Source organism: Pseudomonas sp. FSO-7, assembly GCF_059579345.1.
On sequence record NZ_CM184193.1, the window covers coordinates 2,556,281 to 2,578,598 of the forward strand.

Genomic DNA, 22,318 nt, shown 5'->3' on the forward strand with positions numbered 1-22,318 from the left:
ACGCCGTCTTCAAGGGAACCGGAACGGCACGCACGCCACGTAGGGGGGACACGACCTGGACATCCTGCCAATGCCAACTGCCACCTCTAACGTCCCGAACCCACGCTCGCTTGCCTGTTCGATTCAAATTGCTGTCTTAGCGTTGGGATCTCTGTGCGCAGGCTGCCAGACAGTTGAGTATTCGCAGCCTCGCCTGGAGCGCACGCCGCGCCTGGCGGCTGGCCTGGCTTATAAACCGGATGGCGACTCATTGAATGCGCAGCCCGAGGCCGTGTTCAGCGACTTGCCGCGCTACAGCGGCGAGGATGTCTGGCAGCGGATCGCTCAGCGAAGCAGGTTGGCGCAGGGGCAGAGCATCAATAAGCGGATCGCCGGCCAGCGTGACTGGCTGCTACGCCATCCAGGTTTTATGCACGAGGCCAGCAGCGGTGCCGGCCCTTACCTGCATTACATTGTCGAGCGCCTGGATGAGCGCAAGTTGCCGCTGGAGCTGGCGCTGTTACCGATGATCGAAAGCTCCTACAACCCGACGGTGTACTCCCCGCGTGCGGCGGCGGGGCTGTGGCAGTTCGTTCCCGCTACAGGGCGCGATTTCAATTTGCATCAGAGCGCCACGTACGACGCACGCCGTGATGTAGTCGCCTCAAGCAAGGCGGCGATGGATTACCTCACACGCCTGCATGATCAATTCAACAATGACTGGCTATTGGCACTGGCGGCCTACAACGCCGGCGAGGGCACCGTCGGGCGGGCCATCGAAGCCAATCGCCAGCGCGGCTTGCCGGTCGATTACTGGCACCTGACATTGCCCAAGGAAACCGAGGACTACGTGCCTCGGTTGCTGGCGCTGTCTTTGATCGTCCGAAGCCCTGAAGTGTACGGCGTACAGCTCAACCCGGTGGCCAATGCGCCTTACTTCGACGTGGTTGAGCTTAACTACGCCGTGGACCTTGACCAGCTCGCGAGCACGGCCGGGGTCAGCCATAGCCAGTTGTTGAAGCTGAACTCGGCTTTTTTGCGCAAAAAAACGTTGGATGGACCGAGCCGGCTGCTGATTCCGCGGGCTCAGAGTCAGGCGGTGAAGGCGGGCATTGCGCGACTCTCGGGCGACTTTGCGGTAACCCCCGTTGTTTTTAAGCGCAACGAACGTCCAGTGACTGAGCGCCGGCCAGTGCGTCCGGCATTGAAATCAGCCAAGGTCACCGAGCATCCGTTGCCAATCGAACCCGCGCTGTCGGTCCCTGCGGTCGACAATTCAACTCTGTTCAAGGCAGCGCAAGCGACACAGCCGATCGACGACCGTTCGTCGCCACGCAGACGTGAATTGACTGAGTATCACGTGGAGCGCGAGAGGATGATCAGCCCGCGAGTGGTGGTTTACGCCAGTGACCCGCACCAATAAAAATCTGGATTTCGCCCTTTCTTAGTGCGCTTTTTCGCGCCTGCCAGCCAGATGCGGCGTGTGTGACGGGCTTCGCTGGCCGCGTGCGATGAGGTTTTTTTGCCCGGGATCTGATCACCGCAGATTTTTTTAGAACGAAAAGCCTTTGAACTTTCCTCGGTTTTTGTAAGCCGATTTTTTACTACATAATTTGTAATACTATTTTTTCGCGGATGACCCTCGCCAGAATATTACGGCGTGCATCCGCGATGCCCAAAACCTCCCTCTACGAAAATTGACCCGGTTATCGGGGCCAGCTGATTCATCGGATCCAATATTTGCCATGTCGACAGCCGACCTTCAGGACATTCGGATTTCCGACTCCGTAATGGCGTAAAGCTATCAGCGGCTCGGCCCCCAAAAACCGGAACACCTTAGGTGCTTAAAGCAAGTGTCTCGGTTTCGTTCGGAAAACCGAATGACCTATCGTCCCCATTTTCCTTATTTAACTTTTGATGGGAAGTTGGAGAATTTTTATCTGGCATGATTGCCAAGGTTAAAGTTTTGGCGAACAAGGCATTCCAATTAAAGGGCTATCGAGTCATGCGACTTATAGGTTCTCGGGGCGAAGTTAGCAGCGGTCGAGGGCAGACAGTATCTTGAACTTTCTAGTGCTGTTTTCAATTAACTCGGCCGTTATTGGAGTGTGATGCGGCTCACGTTATGTGCCGGCCTTGTTGATTGAACTTGAGCCCTGTGTTAGCTGGGGCGCTGGGTGCGAACTCTTCTCAGGAGTGCTTCGGAGCTTGCGGGGTAGGGGGATTCCTACCCTTTGTCGATGTGGGCAGAAGTGCTTGACTGGGCCTAAATAACGTTTATTTAATTACCTGTCTTGACGATCTCTCAGGCCTTGGAGAGTTCATGGGGCAAATGATATTGCGCTGAGTTCTTATGAGGGAATCCAAGATTTTGCTTGTTGGTCCAGGGAACTAAATTTGTATATTTCTGCCTTGTAAGGCGTGCGATTGATATTCGCCTACATCCACAGAGAGAGTGTTCGATGGGCACCAGAAACGATGTCACTGGTCACGAGGGTTGGCGCAGTAGCGCATTTTTACCCGGTCATCAAATTGAAATAAACGATGCTTTTCTGGACATGGATCTGTTGTTGTGCGGAGAGACGGGCTCTGGCAAAGACACGCTGGCCAGCCACCTCCATGAACGGTCCAGCAGGTCCGGGCCATTTGTAGGTATGAACTGTGCGGCGATTCCGGAACAGCTTGCCGAAAGCCAGCTGTTTGGCGTGGTCAATGGCGCGTTTACCGGCGTCTGTCGCTCCCGCAAGGGCTATATCGAAGCGTCCGCAGGCGGCACGCTGTACCTGGACGAGATCGACAGCATGCCGTTGAGCTTGCAGGCAAAGTTGTTGCGTGTCCTGGAAACGCGGGGTGTCGAACGCCTCGGCTCCACGACCTTCATTCCCGTGGATCTACGGATCATTGCATCGACCCAACGGCCGCTGGATCAACTGGTGGAACAAGGGCTTTTCCGTCGCGACCTGTTTTTTCGGCTTAACGTGCTGACGCTCCACTTGCCAGCCTTGCGTAAGTGCCGCGAGCAGATCCTGCCATTGTTCGACCAGTTCACCCAGAGCATCGCCGCAGATTTCGGTCGTCCCGCTCCGATTCTCGACAGCGCTCGCGTGCAGCTTCTGCTCAGCCATGATTGGTCGGGCAACATTCGTGAACTGAAATCGGCAGCCAAGCGTTTTGTGTTGGGGCTCCCATTGCTGGACGCGGAGACGGTAGAGGTCCGCAGCCCGGCGCCCGATTTGCGCGCCCAGTTGCGCATGATCGAGAAAACGCTCATCCAGGATGCGCTGAAGCGGCACCGGCAAAATGTAGCGGCTGTGGTTCAAGAGTTGCAAATCCCCAGGCGCACCCTCTACCACCGCATGAAGGAGCTGGGGGTCGATGCGCAGCTTGCTGCTTGGGCTTGAAACTGCAACGCAGCCGTATTTGCGTAAACCTGATGGGCTAGAGGTCGTGGATGAGTCTTGATGATGGGTTCGAAGAAGATTTTGCCGAAGAATGCATCCCCAATCTGGATATCGTCGCCGAAAGTATTTCGCAGTTGGGTATCGATGTGCTGTTGTCCGGGGAGACCGGCACGGGCAAAGACACGATCGCGCAACGCATTCACGCGATGTCAGGCCGCAAGGGGCCTCTGGTGGCGATGAACTGCGCGGCGATCCCCGAATCATTGGCTGAGAGCGAGTTGTTTGGTGTGACCAGCGGCGCCTACACCGGGGCGGATCGTTCGCGGATCGGTTACATCGAAGCGGCACAAGGCGGGATCCTGTACCTGGATGAAATCGACAGCATGCCGCTCTGCCTGCAAGCCAAGTTGCTCCGCGTATTGGAAACCCGTGCGATTGAGCGGCTGGGCTCGACCTCGACGATCAGGCTCGATATCCGGGTGATTGCCTCGGCGCAACGCTCGCTGGACGATGCAGTGGAGCAGGGGCACTTTCGCCGCGACTTGTATTTTCGACTAAACGTGCTGACCCTGAAATTACCGCCTCTACGTACGCAGCGTGAGCGCATCGTGCCGTTGTTCAAGGGGTTTGCCGCCGTGCTCGCCAACGATCTGAACCTGCTGTCACCCTCGGTTACCCCTCTGTTGCAACAGGAACTGCTGGCACACGATTGGCCCGGCAATATCCGTGAGCTCAAGGCCGCGGCGAAGAGATTCGTGCTCGGTTTTCCTGTGCTCGATGCCAGGGCGGTCGAAGAAGAGCACCCGGCCGGCGGGCTCAAGTCACAGTTGCGAGTGATCGAAAAAGCCTTGATCCAGGAGTCGCTCAAGCGCCATCAAAACTGTGTCGATGCCGTGAGTGCCGAACTGGGCATGCCACGCCGTACGCTCTATCGACGCATCAAGGAACTGCGCATCTGATTTTTTGCGCAGTGGCTGGAACCGATTCGCCGCTCGTTGCCACCTAGTCAGTACCAAGCAATCACGCTGGTGCACACCAAGAGGTAATTTGCGATGCCTAGAGTTAATAACAACGGCGGTGGTCAGCAGTACAACCTGCCTTCGAGCTCCAGCAACAACAACAAGGCTCTTGATGCACAGGAAAAAGCCAGTAAGGAGCAGGATGCCAACCAGGCCAAACTGATCGCGTTGCAGTCGGCGGAAACCATCAAGAAGCAGACCATGGACGTGTACAACGCCATCCAGTCGGGCAAGGACGATTCTTCCAACAAGAAGATCAGTGCCACGGCCCAGAGTGCGAAAGGCGTTAGTTACTAATTCTTTCTGATGCCCCCGTCCTCGCCAGAGGGGGGGGGCTACTTGAGGATGGAAGTTTCATGCACAGTCCCCACGGCGTTAATTCACTGCAAGGTTCGGCGTTGGTGCTGGTCTTGCCGCTCGACAACAGCCTGGCTGGTGGCGTAAGCAAGTCTAGCAAGGCGCTTCTGGATGTGATCGCTCAACTGGTCAAGGCCCTGACCAAACACGACCAGTTGGACGAAAGTTCACCCTTGGGCAAGATGCTCGCCAAGGCAATGGCCGCCATGGGCAAGCAGGGCGGCGGGGTCGAGAATATCGCGGCAGCGCTCGAAAAGCTGATTCACCAGAAGCTGGGGGATAATTTCGGCGCTGGCGCAGACGTGTCTTCCGGTGGCGGCGGTTTGGGTGGCGGCTCTGGTGCCGGGCAGTCCGATTTGATGGCGCAAGTGTTGAACGGCCTCGGCAAAGCCTTGCTGGATGACCTGTTGATCAAGCTGAGCGGCGGTACGAAGTTCTCCCGGGACGACATGCCGATCCTGTCGAAGGTCGCGCAATTCATGGATGACAACAAGGCTCAGTTCCCACCGCCGGACTCGGGCTCGTGGACGAAGGAACTCCAGGAAGACAACTTCCTGGACGCTGACGAAACCGCGAAATTCCGTTCGGCCCTCGATCTGATCAGTCAGCAGTTCGGCCAGCAACAGAGTGATGCGAGCCCTGTTGACGGTGGCCTTGGCAGCCTTGTGAGCAACCCTGAGAACTCGCCCGTTTCGCTCGGCGATTCCGATCTCGAGACTCAGCCCGATTCGAACCTCAATGGCAATGGCAACGATATCGCTCACGCCCTGGGCCAGTTGGTAGAGCGTGGCGTGCAGTCGTTGTTGTCGGGTGGTGGTTTGGGTTCCCCACTGAATAACTCGCCGCAGGCGCAGACACCTCCGGGTGACGATCCATCGACGCTCGATCTGGGGCGGCTGTTGGGTGGGGTGATCGAAAAGGGCTTGGAAGCCTCCCTCAAAGGTCATGACCTGCAAGACAGTGCAGCGCAAGCCGCGGCCCAGATCATCAACGCGCTGCTTCAAGGCAGCAATAACCAGCCAGTGGCCTGACGGAGAACGCCTGTGAGCATTTCCCACGTTACTCACCTGAAAAACATTTCGCCGGAGCTTGGGCAAGATGTGCAACAAGCGCTCGTCTCCGAGCCGGACCAGGCAGATGTCGATCTGTTCAACGCGGCGGTACGTCCGGATAGCTCACAGGCGGGTTCCCATCTTTCCGATCAGGTCGCCGGGGCGTTGTCCGCACGTCTCGGGGATACCGAAAAGCTTTCGCAGCAGGCGCTGCGCGCGGTGAAGAAAGTCGCCGGTACTGAAGACAGCACGGACATTCTCCAGATGGGCCGTGCGCTGTCGCAATGTTCGTTGCAAATGGCATTAACGACCAAAGTCGTGAGCAAGAGCGCCCAGGCGCTCGATAAGCTGACCAATCTGCAGTAGAGGCCCTCCGTGAATTTTTTGAGCGCAGGACTGCTGCTGTTTTGCATGCTGCTGCTCGGCGGCTGCAGTGATGAAACTGATCTGTTCACCGGTTTGTCCGAGCAGGATTCCAATGAGATCGTTGCTCGCCTGGCGGATCAGCACATTGATGCGCGAAAACGCCTGGAAAAAACCGGGGTGGTGATCACTGTCGCCACGCGGGAAATGAATCGTGCCGTGCGGGTGCTGGACGCTGCGGGCTTGCCTCGGCGTTCGCGTACCAGTTTGGGGGAGACTTTCAAGAAAGACGGCGTGATCTCGACGCCTCTCGAAGAGCGGGCCCGTTATATCTACGCGTTGTCCCAGGAGCTTGAAGCGACCCTGTCGCAGATCGACGGCGTGATCGTGGCGCGGGTGCATGTGGTGTTGCCTGAACGCGTCGCACCAGGGGAGCCGATTCAACCTGCATCCGCCGCGGTCTTTATCAAACACTCGGCCGCACTCGACCCTGATAGCGTACGTGGGCGTATTCAACAGATGGTCGCGAGCAGTATTCCAGGGATGTCCGCCCAATCGGTCGACGCCAAGAAGTTTGCCATCGTCTTCGTGCCCGCCGCAGAGTTCCAGGAAACCACCCAGTGGGCCAGCTTTGGCCCGTTCAAGATTGACAGCGCAAATCTGGCGTTCTGGAACCTGATGCTCTGGCTGATACCGGCAGGCGCAGTGCTTTTTCTGCTGATCGTCGCACTGCTGTTGCGCGCAGATTGGCGCATGGCATTGCTGAGTCGAGTAGGGCTCGCTCGGCGCAGTCATTCGAACGTACCGGCCCGGGCATGACGCAGCTGAGCGCCGAGGATCGGTGGGTCCACTGGTGGTGCAATCCCTGGGACTGGGCCCACCCGGTCTGGCAGAGCCGATTTGCCGATTCGGTGGGCTTATCGACCCGTGCCTGCGAAGCGCTAATGGCCAGCCGCCACGGGGTGTTTCTGCAAAGCGTCGGTATCGATCCCAGCCAACCACCGATGGCTGCCGAGCCGGTATTGCGCTGGCTCGAATTATCAACGTCGCAGCGCGATCGGGCGTTGGTGCTGGCGCAGTGCATCTGTTTTGCCCAGACAGAAAGTGACGGGGCCGACGGGCAATGGTGTTGGGCGGTGAGCAAGGCGCTGCGCCCCGGTGCCTGGCTGCATCCCGATTGTGACGATGCGCGCCTTTTGCTTGGCGCCTGGCTGGGGGCGGCGTGCTGGTCACGATTGCGCCTGGCATGGGCGCCCGGTGAAGTGGCCGATAGCCCGGCGCAGGCCCCTGAAAACAAACTCCAGACGTTATGGCAAGCCATCCTTTGGCGCGTCATGGCGAACTGAGCCCCTTTCATTGCGCGCGCCAGGAGGTCTCCATGCTCGCTAAACGCAGTATTGCTCTGACGGACGCGGCGGTGTTGCCTGAGCCGATTTTGCGCCGTGAAGACATCGCTGGCGGTCTGCGGGCGCGCGAGGTACTCACCGACGCTCGCCGGCAAGCGCAGCAGATGTTGATGCTCCAGCAAGAAGAGAGCGGCCGCCTTCAGGCCCTGGCATTGGCCAGCTTCTGGGAAACGGCCAACGGGTTTCTGGCAGAGCTGAAGAGCCAGCGCGGCGCATTCGAGCAACAGGCAATGCAAGCGTTGGAAGAATTGCTCAACGACGCATTGCGGCATCTGCTCGACGACACCACGCTGGCCGAGCGGGCGCGGGCGCTGGTAAAAAATCTGGCGGCCAGCCAGCCCGATAAGAACGTCGCGACGCTCAGCGCCCACCCGGACATGCTCCAACCCCTGGCCGAGTGGCTGGCGCAGAGCCGGTTTTCCGAGCACTGGCAGCTGCGCGGTGATGCAACGCTGGCATTGGGCAGCCTGCGCCTGAGTGACGCCAACGGCGCGTTCGATATTGACTGGGCAAGCCTTCGCGACGGGCTGCTAAGTGTTGATCGAGCTGATTGAAAGCAACTTCACCGGACCATGGAACCGCTTGGCTGTTTGCTCCACTCAAGGGATGAACCCTTCAGTCGGAGTCCCCGCAGTGATCAACTTCAAAAGCTTGCAAAACCACCTCGACCACTCCATGAGTCGCGCCCAGTCCGACATGGATGATGCGGCGATGGACGCCTCGGAAAGTGGTTCCGTCGAAGACCTGCAGGCGTTCAACGATGCCCAGCGGGAAACGGATGTCGCCAGCATCGCCGTCAATGAAACCCTGCGAGCCAAGCACGGCATCACCAAAGCGATCATCGATGGAATTCAGTGACTTCACCGACATCCTCGACCAGTGGTCCAGGCAGCTTGCGCCGACGCCGCTGGACTGCTGGATCGATGACGCCAACGCACGGCTGGCGGTGCTCGGCGGCGGGGTGTGTTGCAGCATCGATTTGCTCGATCCCTATGATGCCAGCGACCCACAAAGGATCGGAGCCTTGCTCAGTCAAGGCGGCGCAAGCCTGGCGTGTTCCTGCGAGGGCGCGCTGGCCATCGATCCGCAGACCCGCTGTGTGGTGCTGGTCAGTTGGCTACCGGCCCCGTGTAGCACCGCTCAGTTGCTGGACCGTCTGGAAAGCCTGGCCAACCAACGAGCGGCCATGCTCAGCCTGATGCACACCGCTATCCACAATCAGGCGTCAGTGTCTGGACGCACAAACCTCAATCACCGGCAACCAGGAGTGTGAAATGCGCAAGGCCTTGATGTGGTTGCCTCTGTTGTTGATCGGGGTGACGCCCGCCACTTGGGCAGCCGTCCCCGAGTCCTGGAAACACACCGCCTATGCCTATGACGCCCGCCAGACTGAACTGGCGACGGCGTTGGCGGATTTTGCCAAGGAATTTGGCTTGGGACTGGACATGACACCCATCGCCGGCAAGCTCGATGGGCGCATCCGTGCCGAGAATCCCGAGGCTTTCCTGGAGCGGCTGGGCCAGGAATACCACTTCCAGTGGTTCGTTTATAACGACACGCTGTACATCAGCCCGTCCAGCGAGCATACCTCTGCGCGTATCGAGGTCTCCTCCGACGCGGTGGATGACCTGCAAACGGCCTTGACCGATGTGGGCCTGCTGGATAAGCGTTTCGGCTGGGGCGCGTTGCCGGACGAAGGCGTGGTGCTGGTTCGCGGTCCGGCCAAATATGTCGAGTTCGTGCGTGACTACAGCAAGAAGGTCGAGCCACCGGAAAAGGCCGACAAACAGGACATCGTGGTGCTGCCGCTGAGGTACGCCAACGCTGCGGATCGCACCATCCACTATCGCGATCAGGAACTGACGGTGGCCGGCGTCGCCAGCATTCTCCAGGATTTGCTGGAAAGCCGTTCGCGTGGCTACGACATCAGCAGTGTCAAGCTGCTGTCGGGCGCCGCGGGTGGCGGTTCGAGCGTCGGCGCGCTAGGCGCTACAGGCCTGCCTTACAACATGAGCTCCGGCGGCGTGGACACCGGCATCCTGCAACAAGGCCTCGACAGGGTCCTGAGCTACGGCAGCCGCAAACCTGGCAAGGGCAAGGAAGGTGGCCGTGCGAGCATTCGTGTCAGTGCCGATATACGCAATAACTCCGTGCTGATCTATGACTTGCCTGAGCGCAAGGCCGTGTACGAGACACTGGTCAAGCAGCTGGACGTACCGCGCAACCTGATCGAAATCGATGCCGTTATCCTGGACATCGACCGCAATGAACTGGCTGAGTTGTCCAGCCGCTGGAACTTCAATTCGGGCAGTTTCAGCGGCGGCGCCAATCTGTTCGACGCCGGGACCAGTTCGACGTTGTTCGTTCAGAACGCCAGCAAGTTTTCCGCGGAGCTGCATGCGTTGGAGGGTAACGGGTCGGCATCGGTCATCGGTAATCCATCGATCCTCACGCTTGAGAACCAGCCTGCGGTGATCGATTTGAGTCGCACTGAATACCTGACCGCCACGTCTGAACGGGCTGCCACTATCGTACCCGTCACCGCCGGTACGAGCCTGCAAGTGATCCCGCGCTCGCTGGACCATGAGGGCAAGCCTCAGGTACAGATGATCGTCGACATCGAGGACGGTCAGATCGATGTATCGACCATCAATGACGCGCAGCCGAGTGTGCGCAAGGGCAACGTCAGCACTCAAGCGGTGATCGCCGAGCATGGCTCGCTGGTGATCGGCGGCTTCCATGGGCTGGAGGCCAATGACCGGGTGCATAAGATTCCCCTGCTGGGCGACATCCCTTACATCGGTAAATGGCTGTTCCAATCTCGCAGTCGAGAGTTGAGCCAGCGCGAGCGGTTGTTCATCCTGACGCCGCGGTTGATTGGCGACCAGGTCAACCCGGCGCGCTACGTAGAGAACGGCAATCCCCACGACATCGATGACCAGATGAAAAAAATCAAGGAGCGACGCGACGGGGGAGAGCTGCCGACCCGGGGCGATATCCAGAGAGTCTTTACCCAGATGGTCGACGGCGTCGCTCCCGCGGGCATGCGCACCGGCGAAGCCTTGCCATTTGAAACCGATAGCCTGTGTGATCCGGGCGAAGGCCTGACGCTGGACCATCAGCGCTCGCAGTGGTTTGTCCAGAAAGACTGGGGCGTTGCGGTGGTCGTGGCGCGCAACAATACCGACAAGCCGGTACGGATCGACGAAAGCCGCTGCGGCGGTCGCTGGGTCATCGGCGTTTCCGCCTGGCCCCATGCCTGGCTGCAACCGGGCGAGGAAAGCGAGGTGTACATCGCCGTGCGCCTGCCGCAGATCTCAAAGATGGCCAAAGAGAGCCGACCTTCGCTGCTCAGGGGAGTGAAACCATGAAGACCGCCAGTGTTGCACTCCTGTTCGTGCTGTTGGCCACCCTCACCGGGTGCGCCACGCAGGGCTGCTCCGGGTACGCCTGCAAGCGTCCGGATTCCAACGACCGCGAACTGGTCATCTGGTGGCCACCGGACATGCGCGAAGGTTTGCAGGAAAGTGATAAGGATCGCGATTACACCGTCGTGCAACTGAAGGATTAGCGATGATCGAAGTCACGGAAAAAGCGGCTTTCTACGCACAGGTGGCCGCCCGGCGCATGGCGGTCTGGCCGGTCGCCCAAGGCGTCACGTTTGTCAGCCGCTGTGAACATCATGACTGGGGCATTGCGCTGCACATCGAAGGCCGTGCCCTACGCCCCGAACAACTGCATGATGCGCTGCAACGGCGCTTCACCCAGGCTGAGCAATTGAGTTATTACTTCCTGTTCCTGGATGTCCGGCACGACTTCGTGGTGTGGCATGCAGTGAGCGACACCGCCACCACCGCCAGCCTGGATGAGATCCGGCGCCATGCCTTGCAACTGGCGGGGCTGGATCACCTAAGTCAGTAAGCTCTCATTGGAAATTTGTGAGTTCTGATTTTTAAAAAATATCTAAAAAAAAGTTCGGCAATGTGTTAGGCGAGCGACCTCCCTCGCCACAGAGTCTGTTCCCTGCACGACAGCACAGCGTCGAAGACGCGACGGGAGCTCCCGCGCCACGGTGATTGAAAGCCGGCTTCACGGTGCGTCGTCGATGCGAATCACTTCATCGGTGACTTCATCGAGCTGGCGGACCACTTTGTAAATGTGGGCGACCGTCAGCAGCGTGGGGCGGGGGATGTATTTGCCGGCCTTGACCTTGTACAGGGTGCGCGCCAGCCAGATATTCTGTACCACGGGAATCCCGGCTTTTTTCGCGCGTGCGATCAACGCCAGTGCCTCGGCGTCCTCGCCCTTGCAATGAATCCTCGGCAAAGGTGTTTCCCCGGGCCGGTAGTAAAGAGCCACCGCGTAGTGGGTCGGATTGACCAGCAACATGTCCGCTTCTTCCACCGGCTTTGGCGCCGCGCTGGGCTCCTGGTTGAGGATTTCATGGGCCAGGTGCCGGCGATGGCCTTTTACGTGGGGATCGCCTTCGGACTGTTTGTATTCCTTCTTGATGTCCTCGTGGCTCATGCGCAGTTTCTTTGCGTGGAAGTACTTCTGCATGGCGAAGTCGACCATGGCGATCACCAGCAGCAGGCCCAGGATCACCCGCATAATGTGCTGGAACAGGGCCACCAGCGCATGCAGGTAAGTGGTCAGGTCGCTGTTGGCCAACAGGGCCAGGGTTCCCAGCGCCGGTTTGACCACTGTATACATCGTTGCGCCGATGGCGCCGGCCTTGAGTACGCTGAGCAGCAGGTTGGTGACGTTTTGCCCGGAAAACATCTGCTTGGCGTGTGAGAAGGGGTTGATCTTGTTGATGTCGACTTTCAATGCCTTGGGCGCGAACAGAAAACCGATCTGCACCCAGGTTCCGAGCAGGCGCATCAACATCGCCAGGCCGACGCTGCACAGGGTGAAATAGACCAGCGCGGCGAGGCCTTCGCTGGCAATCAGCTCGAGCGCGACGGTGAAGGGCGAGTCGATGCTTTTAAACGAAAGCGCCAGCAATGCTTGCAACCGATCAATGCTTTCATCGGCCAGGCTGAAGGTGATTTCGCTGACGGCCATCAACGCCATCAACTTCCCCAGGTCCTGACTTTGCCCGACCTGGCCCTTTTCTCGGGCGTCGCGTAATTGTTTGGGGGTGGCTTTTTCGGTTTTTTCGCTCACGGCACCTGTACCAGAAGGCTGAGCAGCGACTTCAGATCGGCCAGTTTCGCCAGTTGACCATTGCCCAGTTCCAGCAGCGTGGGCAGGTAAATCAGCAGGAAAGCCAGGCCTGCCATGCTCTTGGCCGGCATGGCCAACACCGAAACGTTGAGCTGTTGCGCATACAGCCCGATGATCGCCAGTGCTGCCTCGATCAATAGCAGCAGGCCGATGAAGGGCGCGGCGTATTGCAGCATATGGTGCAGCGTCTGGCTCAATTGATCGAGAAACACATCCAGCCCCTCCACTGTCATTCCCGGTAGCCAGGCCGTGGGCGGCCAGACGCTGTAACTGTCCCAGATGACTTGGGTGATCAGCGACAGGCCTCCGGAGAGAATCACCAGCATGATCAACGTTTCCTGGAACAGTTCGCCCAACGGGGTCGCGTCCGGGCCCAGAGTCGGGTTCATCTGGCCGCCGCTGAGCGCGCCGCGCTGGCTGTCGAGCAGGGCGCCGACCGAGGCGAACATCCAGAACGGCGCATACAGCAGTAGCCCCAGCAACGTACCGAGCACGGCTTCCTTGAGCAGCAGGCCACCGATGGCCAGCCAGTTCTCGTCCAGCGAGGTCAAGGCGCGGCTGATACCCGGCGCCGGGACCATTGCCAGGACAGCCACCACGGCATAACGCAATGGGCCCTTCAGGTATTTGAAGCAGAACGCCGGCACCAGCAGCATGCAGGGCAGCAAGCGAGCCATCGCCAGGCCCATGCCCAGCATCAGCTCGAAGACGTCCTGCGCCTCGAAGGGCATCTAGTGGGCGACTCCAGAGCGGGCGATCAGGTCGAAAGCCATGTTGATGAACTGGATCAGCTCGACGCCGATCCAGCGGCCGGTCATGGCCAGGGTCAGCCCGACCGCCCCTAGCTTGATACCAAATGGCAGGGTCTGATCCTGGATCTGCATCAACGCCTGCAACAGCGAGGTGACCACGCCGACCAGCACCGCAACGCCGAGCGGCGGGGCGGTCAGGATGACCACCAGGAACATGCCTTGCTTGAACAACGCCAACGCTTCCATGGCTGCCTCACATGTACGAATAAAACAGACTGTCGAGCAGGCGTGACCAACCCGACACCAGCACGAACAGCAGCAGCTTGAGCGGCAGTGACAGGGTCATCGGCGAAACCATCTGCATGCCCAGGGCCAGCAACAGGTTGGACACGATCAGGTCGATGACAATGAACGGGATGTAGATCAGAAAGCCGATCTCGAAACCGGCTTGCAGCTCCGACAGCACGAACGCCGGGATCGCCAGCAACAGGTCATTCTTGCTCGCTTGATCGGCCATTTCCTTGGGCCACATGCGCTGAGTGTTGTCGAGCAGGTGGGTGATGACCTCGGGGTCGGTGTTACGCGTCATGAAGCGTTGCAGCGGTTCGATCACGGTTCTGATACTGGCCTGCAGCTTATCGGTGTCGCCCAGTTCCAGCGGATGAGCCTGCACCCGTTGCTGGATTTCGTGGGCCACCGGGGCCATGACGAACATCGTGGCGGCCAGGGCGATGCCATACAGCGCCATGTTGGGCGGGACCTGCTGGACACCAATGGCATTGCGAGTGATCAACAGCGTCATGGCGATCTTCAGAAAAGCGGTGCAGACGATCAACAGGAACGGAATCAGCGACAAGGCGCCAAGAAACAGCGCCAGCAGAACCGGATTCATGCCCTCCATGATCATGATGGGGTCGCCAGCCGGGTAATCTGCAGGCCAAGCCGGCCATCGACGTCGACCAGTTCACCTTCGGCCACCACGTGCTCGCCGTGGCACAACGTGGCGTGGCCGGGCGCAATGCCGCTGACTTCAAGGATGGTCCCGGGGCCGAGCCTTTGCAGTTCGCCGAGGGTCAGCTTGAGTTCCCCGCAGCGAAGGGTCAGCGCCAGTGCCAGCGATTGAAAACCGGACGAATCCATTCGGTCCGGCTGCGCGTACGGTGCGTAATCGTCATCGCTGTCGAACGGCCCGGACCGAGGCGGGGCGGCGTCCGCTGCGGCGGTTTCGTCCAGCGCGTGGTCATCGTCGTCGAGGGTTTCGACCTCGTCATGATAGAGATCTTCAGTGCTCATCGAGCGGGTGCTCCTCGTGGCTTAGCTGCAAGAAAAGTTGCTGTGCCTGGCCGGTGGCCTGTACTGCCCAGCGTCGTCCGGCGAGGGCCAGATGACCTTGTCCGCCGCTATCGAACTGGCAGAGGACGGGCAGTACCACGTCACCAGGACGTAATGAGCGCAGTTGCTCCAAGGTCAACGCCAGCTCGCCAATGAGCAACGGCGTGGTCACTTGCCAGGCTTCGTCCAGCGGTTGGTGGCGGGCTTGCCAGCGGGCCGCGCGCAGCAGCCCAAGCAGGGTCTCGGGCGTTGCATGCACGTGGGCATGGACGGTCTGGCCGGCGCGGCGAACCTGGAGACGGCAGCCGACAGTCGCTGCCGTCGGGTGGTCGGACAGCGGTTCAATGGGCGCGAGCAGGGCGGCGATCATCGGGCTCAGGCGCTGGTTGAAAAACTGCCAGTACCAGTCCTGGTGCTCGCCTTGCAGGGTCAGCGGCGTATCGCCGAGCAGGCTCAGCAGCGCCTCGGCATCGGTGAGGCACAACGCACCGACTGCGCTGTTGAGCCAAACGCCGCCGACCGGGAGGTCGGTCGCGGTCAGTGGCGGCAGCAGCGTCAGCTCGGCGTCTTGGTCCCCAGCGCGCAAATTCAGACCCTGACCGCTCCCAAGCTCCCGGGTAACACGGGCCTGGAGGGCGTTGACCTTGCGCAGTTTCAGCGTGCTCATGTCTCAAGATCTGCGTGCAGGTCCAGTTCGACTTCCAGGCCCAACGCCTGCGAGAGTGAATCCCGGCAGGCACCGACATGCCCTTGCAGGCGTTTGAGCACGTCGCGGCGAGCAAAGCCGAGCTGGACGTTCCAGCGATTATCGGTTTTGTGGGAGTGCACACGCACGCTGCCGAGGTTGGGCATTATCAACGTGAAACTGAGCGGCCCCTGTGGTTCATCCGGCAGGCGTTGCGCCAACTCATCGATCAGCTGGGTCGGCACCTGTTCGGCCCGCAACGGGAATGTGACGCCGCCGCCGGCGAAGCTTTGCGAGTCTGGCTCGGCGCCTACCGGCAGCACCAGCAGCTGTGAAAAGAACAGACCGTCGGTGCTCATCGGCATGTCCTGCGCCTGTCTATTCAGGGTTGTTCGACTGCCGTGTGCATCGCTGCGGTTTGGGGAGCCAAAGGCTGGCCGTTTTTCGCTCAAAGGTGCCGCGGGCAACTCCGTATGCGCAGCACGCTGCGGTGCGGTTGGTGGCCTTGGTGGCGGTTTGATCGGTGCAGTCATCGGCTCTTAACCTTCTTCATTGAGGGTCTCGCTCAGACAGGCGAGTATCTCGACTGCCCGTTGAAAGGCTTTGGCTTGCAGACGTTTGCGTTCAAGCAGTGCCTGTTGTTCGGCGACCTGCAATTGCTGTTGCTGCAGGTCCTGGCGGATCAAGGCGAGGCGGTCGAGCATGTTTTTCTCTTTCTCGTGCCAACGGTCCACGTCTTTGAGGCTGATGGTCTTTTCCAGATGAGCCGCCGAAAGGCTTTGGCGGCGCTGCCGGTGGTTGTCGCGTTCCTGATTCAATACCAGCCTGGTCTCTGATAAGTGGTCGAGCATCGAATTGAGTTCCACCTGGGCCTGGCGTTGCGCCCGTTCGGCGCTGGCCTGGCGGTGTTGGCGCAGGGGAGTGATCAGGCCGATCACCTGCTCCAGGGCGACCCGTTGCGGATCCTCTTCCAGGGCTTCCTCCACAGCTACTCCGGTAACCGCGAGGTCAGCTGCAGCAAATCGTCCAGGGTTTGCTCCAGGGCAACCGGCTCGCGCAGGTCCTGGCGAAGGAAGGCGTTGATGGCGTCATTCAGTTCGACGGCGCAATCGGTGACCGGATCGGCCCCGGCCTGATATTCACCCAGGCGCAGAAGCATCTCCACTTGCTTATAGGCGGCCATCAGTTGGCGCAAGCGATTGTTCGCCCGTTGATGCTCGCGGCTGCTGACGTTGCTGAGGATCCGACTGATGCTGGCGGACACATCGATAGCTGGATAATGTCCGCGCTCGGCCAGCTTGCGCGACAGCACGATGTGGCCGTCGAGCAGCGAGCGCACCTCGTCCGCCACCGGATCGTTCATCGAGTCCTGTTCGATCAGTACGGTATAGAGCGCAGTGATCGAGCCGTTTTCGCTCATGCCGGCGCGCTCCACCAGACGTGGCAGCAAGGTGTACACCGACGGCGGCAAGCCACCGCGGCCCAACGGTTCGCCGGAAGCGATGCCGATTTCACGCTGCGCGCGAGCGAACCGGGTCAACGAGTCGAGCAGCAGCAGTACCTTCTGGCCCCGAGCGCGAAACGCTTCGGCGATAGCCGTCGCGGTGAACGCGGCGCGGGCTCGCTCCATGCTGGACCGATCGGACGTCGCGCAGACCAGTACGGAGCGGCTGCGCAATGTTTCGTCCAGTTCATGATCGAGAAACTCGCGCAATTCACGGCCCCGCTCGCCGATCAAGCCAAAGACAATGACGTCGCAGCCCATGTTGCGGGCCAGCTCCGCCATCAGGGTGGTCTTGCCGCAGCCAGCGCCCGCGAACAACCCGACACGCTGGCCTTCGCCCAGCAGAATGGCGCTGTCGATGGCGCGCACACCGGTGGGCAGGGCGTTGCTGATACGCGGTCGCTGGGTCGGCGGTAGAGCGTCGGCAATGACCGGCAGGGTTGTGCGGCGATCGTCCGGACCTGCGAAGGCACCCAGGCAATCACCGAGCAGGGGCCGTCCGAAGCCATCCAGCACGCAGCCGAGCAGGCTGTCATCCACGCCAATTCGGTGGGCCATGCCCAGCGGACGAATCGGTGCGCCCACCTGAATCCCGTCCGGGGCACCGAGGGCACTGAGCAAGGTGCAATCCTGAGTAAAACCGACGATTTCGGCGAGCAGCAGGCTGCCGTCCGCCTTGCTCACCTCACACAAGTCACCGACCTTGGCGGCGGGAATCTTACACTCCAGCAAAATGCCGCGCACCGCACTGACCCGACCGCTGACGCGCACGGCAGAGTAGTTTGCCAGACGCTCGAAATGCTTGTGTTTCCATTGATTCAGCGCCGCATTCACCAGTTCACCTCGATGTGGCGGTCACCGTCGAATTGCAGGCGCTGATCGTCAATGCGGGTCAGACGCAGGCCTTGCAGTTCATCGCCCACATACAGGCGGCGTCCATCGGCAGTCACCAGGTGGGCATGCGGTCCGGTCATGATTTGCACGATCACGAAGGGCAGGCCATTGCGCGCACTGGCGACGTTATCGAGTACCGTCACTGGCGATTCGTAGTTGTCCTTGAAGCGTTGCAGCATGCGTTGGTACACCAGCAGCGCCTCGTCCTTGAGACTGCCATTGAGCACCAGCCCCTGCGGCGTTTCCTCGATGCTTACGTCAGTGAGCAGACGGTCGCTGAGCATTCTGTCGAGCGTGCGTCGCGCAGCTTCCGTGCTCGCCAGGCGCGTGCGTTTGTCGGCGACCTTGCGGGTCTCGTTCGCTGGCGCCTGCGCAGGTTTTTCCGGTGCTGCCGGCTCTACCTGAGCGATGCTATCTGGCGGTGTCGTAGCGGTCGGGCGGGTCAGGCTCCAGGCGCTGCCGATAATGCCAATCAGCAGGCCGGCGATGATTCCCGTGGTGCGGTTGAGAAACTGCGAACGCGTTTTGACTTTTTCCAGCGGGGCCGTGCTGCGCAACGGTTCAGCCTCGACCTCTGGCGGTTTTGCAATGACCGCCGGGACGCTTGGCCAGGCATCCTCGGCGGGCGAGACGCACAGCCACACCGAGCCCAGCATAAAGGCGTTGTTGGGGATCAGTTCGACGCTGGCCGTAGCGTTACCTTCCTCATCACAGACCGTGCCCTGTTCGGCCGCCAGGCTCCAGCTCTCGTCCGAGCGATGCAGGCGGCAATGCAGGTCCGCAATGCCGGGGTCGTCCAGGGACAGATCCTGTTGTCCGGCAGCGCCAATCGACCACTGCTCGCCGATCAGCGGCAGGGCTGCGCCTTGATGCTGGCCGTTGAGTACGCGTAATTCAAACATCCGACAAACTCCCGATGCTGAGCGAGTCCGGCTCAAGCGGCATGATCGTTATCCATCGCTTGGAGATCGTCTTCCAGATCGAAGCGACCCATGACCTTGACCTTGGCCGCGTTGCTGATCTCGGCGAACGACAGCACGGGCACGTGATAAAACTCATCCTTGAGCAGGGTGCGCAGCGGGCTGCGCAGGTCTTGCGCGACCAGCAAGACGGCCTGCTCGGAGGTTCGCACGGGAAAGGCCATGTGCAACTGCTGCACCAGCGTCTGGCTGATCTCGCTGCTTAGCGAGAAGAAGGTTTCGGTTTGCGTCTGGCGCAAGCCATCGCGCAACAGGCCTTCGCTTTCCGGGGTCAACAGCCACACCATCAGGCCGTCTACGCCGCAGTACTGGTGATAAATCTGGGTCTTGAGGGCGATACGCACGTAGTCGGTCAGTACGCTGATGTCACGCTCGTGCTGGCAATGTTCAATCAGGGTTTCGGCGATCAACCGGATCGCGCGCAGCGGCACGCATTCGGAGGCTAGACGCTGCAGGACCGCGGAAAACCGCGTCAGGGTGATCACCCGTTGCATTTCCTGGGCAAGTTCAGGCTGCTCGGACTCCAGCCAGTTGAGGATGGCCTTGGTTTCCTGCAAACCAATGAACTGCGGCCCACAAGACTGCAACGCACGCTCCATGCGCTCGATGATCAGCGTGCTGGCGTCGACCTGGGCGAGCCTGCCGTCGTGCAGGTCCGGCGTGTTGGCGGGCAGCCATACCCACTGGTCTTCCTGGCGGTCGGCGGTGCCGGGGATGGCCATGGGTGGGGTGCCGCTGTCCAGCAGGCGTTCATCCACCGCGACATGGGTATGGGTAAAGGTCGCCTTGAGTAACGGCACGTCATACACGGTGAAGCGAAACTCATCCGGCGACAGGTGATCGACGTACTCGATGATGAACGAGGGCAATGTCAGGCCGTACTGCACCACCAGGCGGTTGCGTCGCTGGCGTATTTCGCTGACCAGCGCCTCGATCCGGCCGGAGTCCTGCCCAGGATGAAACTGGAGCACGAATTGCCGGCTGGGAGAGAACGTGCGCAGGTCCTCCTGGCCGTTCATTTCCGGAGCGACGACCACCGCGCTTTCCTGTTCCGCCTTGGGTTTGGCCCGCTGCAACTGCAACAGGCCGCCACAGCCACAGATGATAGCGATGGTGATGAACACCCCCGTCGGCATTCCCGGCAACATGGCAAAGCCGAACATGGCAACAGCGGCGATGATCCAGGCCTTCGGCTGGCTGGTGATCTGCTCGGCAATCTCCCGGCCGATATTGGCTTCCACACCTGCTTCGGTATTGGGCACGCGGGTGATGATCATGCCGCAGGTGACGGAGATCAGCAGCGCCGGAATCTGTGCGATCAGGCCGTCGCCGATGGTCAGTACGGTGTAGAGCTGCAAGGCATCACCGGCGCTCATGCCGTGTTGCACCACGCCGATGGAAATGCCGCCGATCATGTTGATGGCGACGATGATCAGGCTGGCGATAGCGTCGCCGTTGACGAACTTCATCGCCCCGTCCATGGCACCGAACAATTGGCTTTCCTTGTTCAGCTCGGCGCGACGGTTGCGTGCTTCGTACACGCTGATCAGGTTGGCGCGCAGGTCACTGTCGATCGACATCTGCTTGCCGGGCATGGCATCGAGGGTAAACCGCGCACCGACCTCGGCGACCCGTTCCGAGCCTTTGGTAATGACCAGGAAATTGACCACCGTCAGGATCAGGAAGATCACCAGGCCGACTGCCAGATTGCCACCGACCACAAACTCGCCGAACGCTTCGACGATGTGCCCGGCGTCCTGGTTGAGCAGGATCAGCCGTGTGGTGGAAATCGACAGTGCCAGGCGAAACATCGTCGTCAGCAGCAGCACGGCGGGGAAGGTCGAGAACGCCAGGGGCCGGGGCAAGTGCATCGCCAGCATGATCAACAGGCAGGAAATACAGATGTTGACCGCGATCAGTACGTCGACCAGCCCGGTGGGCAACGGCGTGATCATCATGAACACCACGGCGATCACGAAGAGCGCGCCCACTATCTCCGAACGGCGCATGGCGGAGAGGGCAATCATGTTCAGCGCATTGATGACTTGATGCATCAGGCAAGGCCCCCGTAAAGCTGTTTCTGTTCTTGCGCAGTGAGTTCGGCCATCAACGTCAGTAAATTTCCGAGTGCGTTCTGGCGGCTTTTCATGTCGCGCCACAGCAGGATCGGCAACTGCAACAGCATCGGACGCAGGCCGTTGAGGAACGCCAACTGATGCTTGAGTGGCTTGCCGGCGATGTGCTGGGTCAGTTGCAGGGTCTGGCTCAAGTTCATGCCATTGGCGGTGAGCGTCAGCAGATGTTTGAGAAAGGCAGGTGGATCGACGTTCAGTTCGGGGTTCTTGTTGCGCATGCGGCCCAGTAAATGCTCGCAGCCATGCAATAGCGTCGTTACGTGTCGCGCGGTATTGAGGCCGTGCATCAACGTGCGCAGTTGTTCGTGGGAGGCGGAGGGGGTCAAGGCCGACAGATCGTCGGCGATCGCGCTGCGCATGTCACGCAGGTTGAGGTCAAATTGCCCTGGTTCCTGCTGCTCGTCGAGCAGTGCTTCGATCAGCCCGGTGATATTCGGCTGACCGGAAACCGCCACGCTGTAAAGGTTGCGCAGGGTCCCCCGGCGCTTGCTGTCCAGGCTGGGTCGAGCGAACGCCTTGGCGGTATTGATCCCGGCCCGCGCCCGTGGTCCGTACTTGCGTCGTAGCAGCTTCAAGTGCTGGGTCAGTACAACGTGCTCGCCTGTGGCACCGTCGGACTGGGCTTGCTTGCGGGCTGCTTGCAGCAGCACATGGGCCTTGGCTGCGTCGCCGTCGGTGTAGGCAAGGACCTGTGACAGGTCCGTCGAGTTTTCCATCTGCAGTTTTTTGCGCAGCATCCTGGCGGCGTTATCCAGCCCGGTGTCCTGCGCGCCCATCAGCAACTGATAGAGCTCGCCCAGTTTGACGGCTCGCGACTGCAAGGCATTGATGCTGGCTATCAGCTCGCGCTGACTCAGGATACGGCTGTGCTGCACCAGCGCAGCGGCGAAGCGCGAGACCTGTTGCGGCGAAGTCCCTGCGTTGTGCTGAACGACGTTTTGCAACGGCTGCGCAATGGGCGCCGCCACCCGGGTGGGCGCGACGGCAGGTGAGGGCTGCAATAGAGCTGGAGCGACGATTTTCATAGGGCGTTTCTGAGCCTGGTCATGCCCGCTGAGTGGGCCGTACACCGGGTTCAGTTCCCTGCCGAAGGAAGCCGTGCGTCTGTGCCAAACGCCGTCGAGCCAGAAGGGCATTTGTGCAATATTTTGTATCTAAAAAAATATCAAAATTAAAAAATCGTTTTGTTTCAATGAGTTAAATCTATTTTTTGGTTGGTATGGATATCGC

26 protein-coding genes are annotated in these 22,318 nt (G+C 60.1%); 14 read left to right on the plus strand and 12 right to left on the minus strand.

Annotated elements, in window-relative coordinates; all coding sequences use genetic code 11:
• The first annotated feature begins 70 nt into the window (after nt 1-70).
• The 14 genes from AC515T_RS11300 to AC515T_RS11365 all read left to right on the plus strand — a co-directional run bounded on the left by AC515T_RS11300 (nt 71) and on the right by AC515T_RS11365 (nt 11,498).
• Nucleotides 71-1,402, plus strand: coding sequence for a lytic transglycosylase domain-containing protein (locus tag AC515T_RS11300; protein ID WP_496532530.1), 1,332 nt, complete (start codon nt 71-73; stop codon nt 1,400-1,402).
• Nucleotides 1,403-2,537: 1,135 nt separating this feature from the next.
• Nucleotides 2,538-3,380, plus strand: coding sequence for a sigma 54-interacting transcriptional regulator (locus AC515T_RS11305; RefSeq protein WP_496533112.1), 843 nt, complete (start codon nt 2,538-2,540; stop codon nt 3,378-3,380).
• Between the two features lie 50 nt (nt 3,381-3,430).
• Nucleotides 3,431-4,339 (plus strand): sigma 54-interacting transcriptional regulator, encoded by a 909-nt coding sequence (locus tag AC515T_RS11310; protein ID WP_496532531.1) that lies wholly within the window; start codon nt 3,431-3,433, stop codon nt 4,337-4,339.
• A gap of 93 nt (nt 4,340-4,432) precedes the next feature.
• On the plus strand, nt 4,433-4,696 hold the full coding sequence (locus AC515T_RS11315; protein ID WP_496532532.1) for a type III secretion system major pilin HrpA: 264 nt from the start codon (nt 4,433-4,435) through the stop codon (nt 4,694-4,696).
• 59 nt (nt 4,697-4,755) lie between these two features.
• Nucleotides 4,756-5,787, plus strand: a complete 1,032-nt coding sequence (locus tag AC515T_RS11320; RefSeq protein WP_496532533.1) for a harpin HrpZ family protein — start codon at nt 4,756-4,758, stop codon at nt 5,785-5,787.
• Between the two features lie 12 nt (nt 5,788-5,799).
• The gene (gene sctI / locus AC515T_RS11325; RefSeq protein ID WP_496532534.1) at nt 5,800-6,174 is read left to right on the plus strand and encodes a type III secretion system inner rod subunit SctI; all 375 of its coding nucleotides are present in this window, start codon (nt 5,800-5,802) and stop codon (nt 6,172-6,174) included.
• A gap of 9 nt (nt 6,175-6,183) precedes the next feature.
• Nucleotides 6,184-6,990: a type III secretion system inner membrane ring lipoprotein SctJ gene (sctJ, locus tag AC515T_RS11330; RefSeq protein WP_496532535.1), complete on the plus strand. Its 807-nt coding sequence runs from the start codon at nt 6,184-6,186 to the stop codon at nt 6,988-6,990.
• Entirely contained in the window at nt 6,987-7,517 is a 531-nt protein-coding gene (locus tag AC515T_RS11335; RefSeq protein ID WP_496532536.1) for a type III secretion protein, read from the plus strand. The genes sctJ and AC515T_RS11335 overlap by 4 nt, the downstream gene beginning before the upstream one ends.
• A 32-nt stretch (nt 7,518-7,549) precedes the next feature.
• On the plus strand, nt 7,550-8,131 hold the full coding sequence (gene sctL / locus AC515T_RS11340; protein WP_496532537.1) for a type III secretion system stator protein SctL: 582 nt from the start codon (nt 7,550-7,552) through the stop codon (nt 8,129-8,131).
• A 79-nt stretch (nt 8,132-8,210) separates the two neighbouring features.
• Complete coding sequence (locus tag AC515T_RS11345; RefSeq protein ID WP_434702646.1) at nt 8,211-8,435, plus strand: type III secretion protein; 225 nt, start codon at nt 8,211-8,213, stop codon at nt 8,433-8,435.
• Complete coding sequence (locus AC515T_RS11350; protein WP_496532538.1) at nt 8,422-8,850, plus strand: type III secretion protein; 429 nt, start codon at nt 8,422-8,424, stop codon at nt 8,848-8,850. The genes AC515T_RS11345 and AC515T_RS11350 overlap by 14 nt, the downstream gene beginning before the upstream one ends.
• A gap of 1 nt (nt 8,851) precedes the next feature.
• Nucleotides 8,852-10,948: a type III secretion system outer membrane ring subunit SctC gene (sctC, locus tag AC515T_RS11355; protein ID WP_496532539.1), complete on the plus strand. Its 2,097-nt coding sequence runs from the start codon at nt 8,852-8,854 to the stop codon at nt 10,946-10,948.
• Nucleotides 10,945-11,148, plus strand: a complete 204-nt coding sequence (gene hrpT, locus AC515T_RS11360) for an HrpT family type III secretion system protein (RefSeq protein WP_496532540.1) — start codon at nt 10,945-10,947, stop codon at nt 11,146-11,148. Before sctC ends, hrpT begins: the two co-directional genes overlap by 4 nt.
• Nucleotides 11,149-11,150: 2 nt before the next feature.
• Nucleotides 11,151-11,498 (plus strand): type III secretion protein HrpV, encoded by a 348-nt coding sequence (locus AC515T_RS11365; protein ID WP_496532541.1) that lies wholly within the window; start codon nt 11,151-11,153, stop codon nt 11,496-11,498.
• 168 nt (nt 11,499-11,666) lie between these two features.
• Here AC515T_RS11365 and sctU read toward each other — a convergent pair whose 3' ends face one another.
• Genes sctU through sctW form a run of 12 tightly spaced genes read right to left on the minus strand, consistent with a single transcriptional unit; the run spans nt 11,667 to nt 22,113 of the window.
• The gene (gene sctU, locus AC515T_RS11370; RefSeq protein ID WP_496532542.1) at nt 11,667-12,746 is read right to left on the minus strand and encodes a type III secretion system export apparatus subunit SctU; all 1,080 of its coding nucleotides are present in this window, start codon (nt 12,744-12,746) and stop codon (nt 11,667-11,669) included.
• Nucleotides 12,743-13,537: a type III secretion system export apparatus subunit SctT gene (sctT, locus tag AC515T_RS11375; RefSeq protein WP_496532543.1), complete on the minus strand. Its 795-nt coding sequence runs from the start codon at nt 13,535-13,537 to the stop codon at nt 12,743-12,745. Before sctT ends, sctU begins: the two co-directional genes overlap by 4 nt.
• Entirely contained in the window at nt 13,538-13,804 is a 267-nt protein-coding gene (gene sctS / locus AC515T_RS11380; protein WP_496532544.1) for a type III secretion system export apparatus subunit SctS, read from the minus strand.
• A gap of 7 nt (nt 13,805-13,811) precedes the next feature.
• Nucleotides 13,812-14,465: a type III secretion system export apparatus subunit SctR gene (sctR, locus tag AC515T_RS11385; protein WP_496532545.1), complete on the minus strand. Its 654-nt coding sequence runs from the start codon at nt 14,463-14,465 to the stop codon at nt 13,812-13,814.
• Nucleotides 14,462-14,851, minus strand: a complete 390-nt coding sequence (locus tag AC515T_RS11390) for a FliM/FliN family flagellar motor switch protein (protein WP_496532546.1) — start codon at nt 14,849-14,851, stop codon at nt 14,462-14,464. The genes sctR and AC515T_RS11390 overlap by 4 nt, the downstream gene beginning before the upstream one ends.
• Nucleotides 14,841-15,557, minus strand: a complete 717-nt coding sequence (locus AC515T_RS11395) for a type III secretion system protein (RefSeq protein WP_496532547.1) — start codon at nt 15,555-15,557, stop codon at nt 14,841-14,843. Before AC515T_RS11395 ends, AC515T_RS11390 begins: the two co-directional genes overlap by 11 nt.
• The gene (locus AC515T_RS11400; protein WP_496532548.1) at nt 15,554-16,108 is read right to left on the minus strand and encodes a type III secretion system HrpP C-terminal domain-containing protein; all 555 of its coding nucleotides are present in this window, start codon (nt 16,106-16,108) and stop codon (nt 15,554-15,556) included. Before AC515T_RS11400 ends, AC515T_RS11395 begins: the two co-directional genes overlap by 4 nt.
• A gap of 6 nt (nt 16,109-16,114) precedes the next feature.
• Nucleotides 16,115-16,561: a type III secretion protein gene (locus AC515T_RS11405; protein ID WP_496532549.1), complete on the minus strand. Its 447-nt coding sequence runs from the start codon at nt 16,559-16,561 to the stop codon at nt 16,115-16,117.
• A gap of 2 nt (nt 16,562-16,563) precedes the next feature.
• The gene (locus tag AC515T_RS11410; RefSeq protein ID WP_496532550.1) at nt 16,564-17,913 is read right to left on the minus strand and encodes a FliI/YscN family ATPase; all 1,350 of its coding nucleotides are present in this window, start codon (nt 17,911-17,913) and stop codon (nt 16,564-16,566) included.
• Nucleotides 17,910-18,875, minus strand: a complete 966-nt coding sequence (gene sctD, locus AC515T_RS11415) for a type III secretion system inner membrane ring subunit SctD (RefSeq protein WP_496532551.1) — start codon at nt 18,873-18,875, stop codon at nt 17,910-17,912. Before sctD ends, AC515T_RS11410 begins: the two co-directional genes overlap by 4 nt.
• A 32-nt stretch (nt 18,876-18,907) precedes the next feature.
• The gene (gene sctV, locus AC515T_RS11420; protein ID WP_496532552.1) at nt 18,908-21,007 is read right to left on the minus strand and encodes a type III secretion system export apparatus subunit SctV; all 2,100 of its coding nucleotides are present in this window, start codon (nt 21,005-21,007) and stop codon (nt 18,908-18,910) included.
• A complete protein-coding gene (sctW, locus tag AC515T_RS11425) occupies nt 21,007-22,113 on the minus strand; it encodes a type III secretion system gatekeeper subunit SctW (protein ID WP_496532553.1) in 1,107 nt (368 codons plus the stop codon). The genes sctV and sctW overlap by 1 nt, the downstream gene beginning before the upstream one ends.
• Nucleotides 22,114-22,318 lie beyond the last annotated feature (205 nt).

Excerpts from the sequence above, each read along its gene's own strand:
- AC515T_RS11400 (WP_496532548.1), bottom strand. The coding sequence starts at position 16,108 with ATGACTGCACCGATCAAACCGCCACCAAGGCCACCAACCGCACCGCAG.
- AC515T_RS11395 (WP_496532547.1), bottom strand. The coding sequence starts at position 15,557 with ATGAGCACGCTGAAACTGCGCAAGGTCAACGCCCTCCAGGCCCGTGTT.
- sctV (WP_496532552.1), bottom strand. The coding sequence starts at position 21,007 with ATGCATCAAGTCATCAATGCGCTGAACATGATTGCCCTCTCCGCCATG.
- AC515T_RS11365 (WP_496532541.1), top strand. The coding sequence starts at position 11,151 with ATGATCGAAGTCACGGAAAAAGCGGCTTTCTACGCACAGGTGGCCGCC.
- AC515T_RS11335 (WP_496532536.1), top strand. The coding sequence starts at position 6,987 with ATGACGCAGCTGAGCGCCGAGGATCGGTGGGTCCACTGGTGGTGCAAT.
- AC515T_RS11300 (WP_496532530.1), top strand. The coding sequence starts at position 71 with ATGCCAACTGCCACCTCTAACGTCCCGAACCCACGCTCGCTTGCCTGT.
- sctD (WP_496532551.1), bottom strand. The coding sequence starts at position 18,875 with ATGTTTGAATTACGCGTACTCAACGGCCAGCATCAAGGCGCAGCCCTG.
- AC515T_RS11315 (WP_496532532.1), top strand. The coding sequence starts at position 4,433 with ATGCCTAGAGTTAATAACAACGGCGGTGGTCAGCAGTACAACCTGCCT.
- AC515T_RS11350 (WP_496532538.1), top strand. The coding sequence starts at position 8,422 with ATGGAATTCAGTGACTTCACCGACATCCTCGACCAGTGGTCCAGGCAG.
- hrpT (WP_496532540.1), top strand. The coding sequence starts at position 10,945 with ATGAAGACCGCCAGTGTTGCACTCCTGTTCGTGCTGTTGGCCACCCTC.
- AC515T_RS11305 (WP_496533112.1), top strand. The coding sequence starts at position 2,538 with ATGGATCTGTTGTTGTGCGGAGAGACGGGCTCTGGCAAAGACACGCTG.
- sctL (WP_496532537.1), top strand. The coding sequence starts at position 7,550 with ATGCTCGCTAAACGCAGTATTGCTCTGACGGACGCGGCGGTGTTGCCT.
- AC515T_RS11320 (WP_496532533.1), top strand. The coding sequence starts at position 4,756 with ATGCACAGTCCCCACGGCGTTAATTCACTGCAAGGTTCGGCGTTGGTG.
- sctS (WP_496532544.1), bottom strand. The coding sequence starts at position 13,804 with ATGGAAGCGTTGGCGTTGTTCAAGCAAGGCATGTTCCTGGTGGTCATC.
- sctR (WP_496532545.1), bottom strand. The coding sequence starts at position 14,465 with ATGATCATGGAGGGCATGAATCCGGTTCTGCTGGCGCTGTTTCTTGGC.
- AC515T_RS11390 (WP_496532546.1), bottom strand. The coding sequence starts at position 14,851 with ATGAGCACTGAAGATCTCTATCATGACGAGGTCGAAACCCTCGACGAC.
- sctC (WP_496532539.1), top strand. The coding sequence starts at position 8,852 with ATGCGCAAGGCCTTGATGTGGTTGCCTCTGTTGTTGATCGGGGTGACG.
- AC515T_RS11310 (WP_496532531.1), top strand. The coding sequence starts at position 3,431 with ATGAGTCTTGATGATGGGTTCGAAGAAGATTTTGCCGAAGAATGCATC.
- sctW (WP_496532553.1), bottom strand. The coding sequence starts at position 22,113 with ATGAAAATCGTCGCTCCAGCTCTATTGCAGCCCTCACCTGCCGTCGCG.
- sctT (WP_496532543.1), bottom strand. The coding sequence starts at position 13,537 with ATGCCCTTCGAGGCGCAGGACGTCTTCGAGCTGATGCTGGGCATGGGC.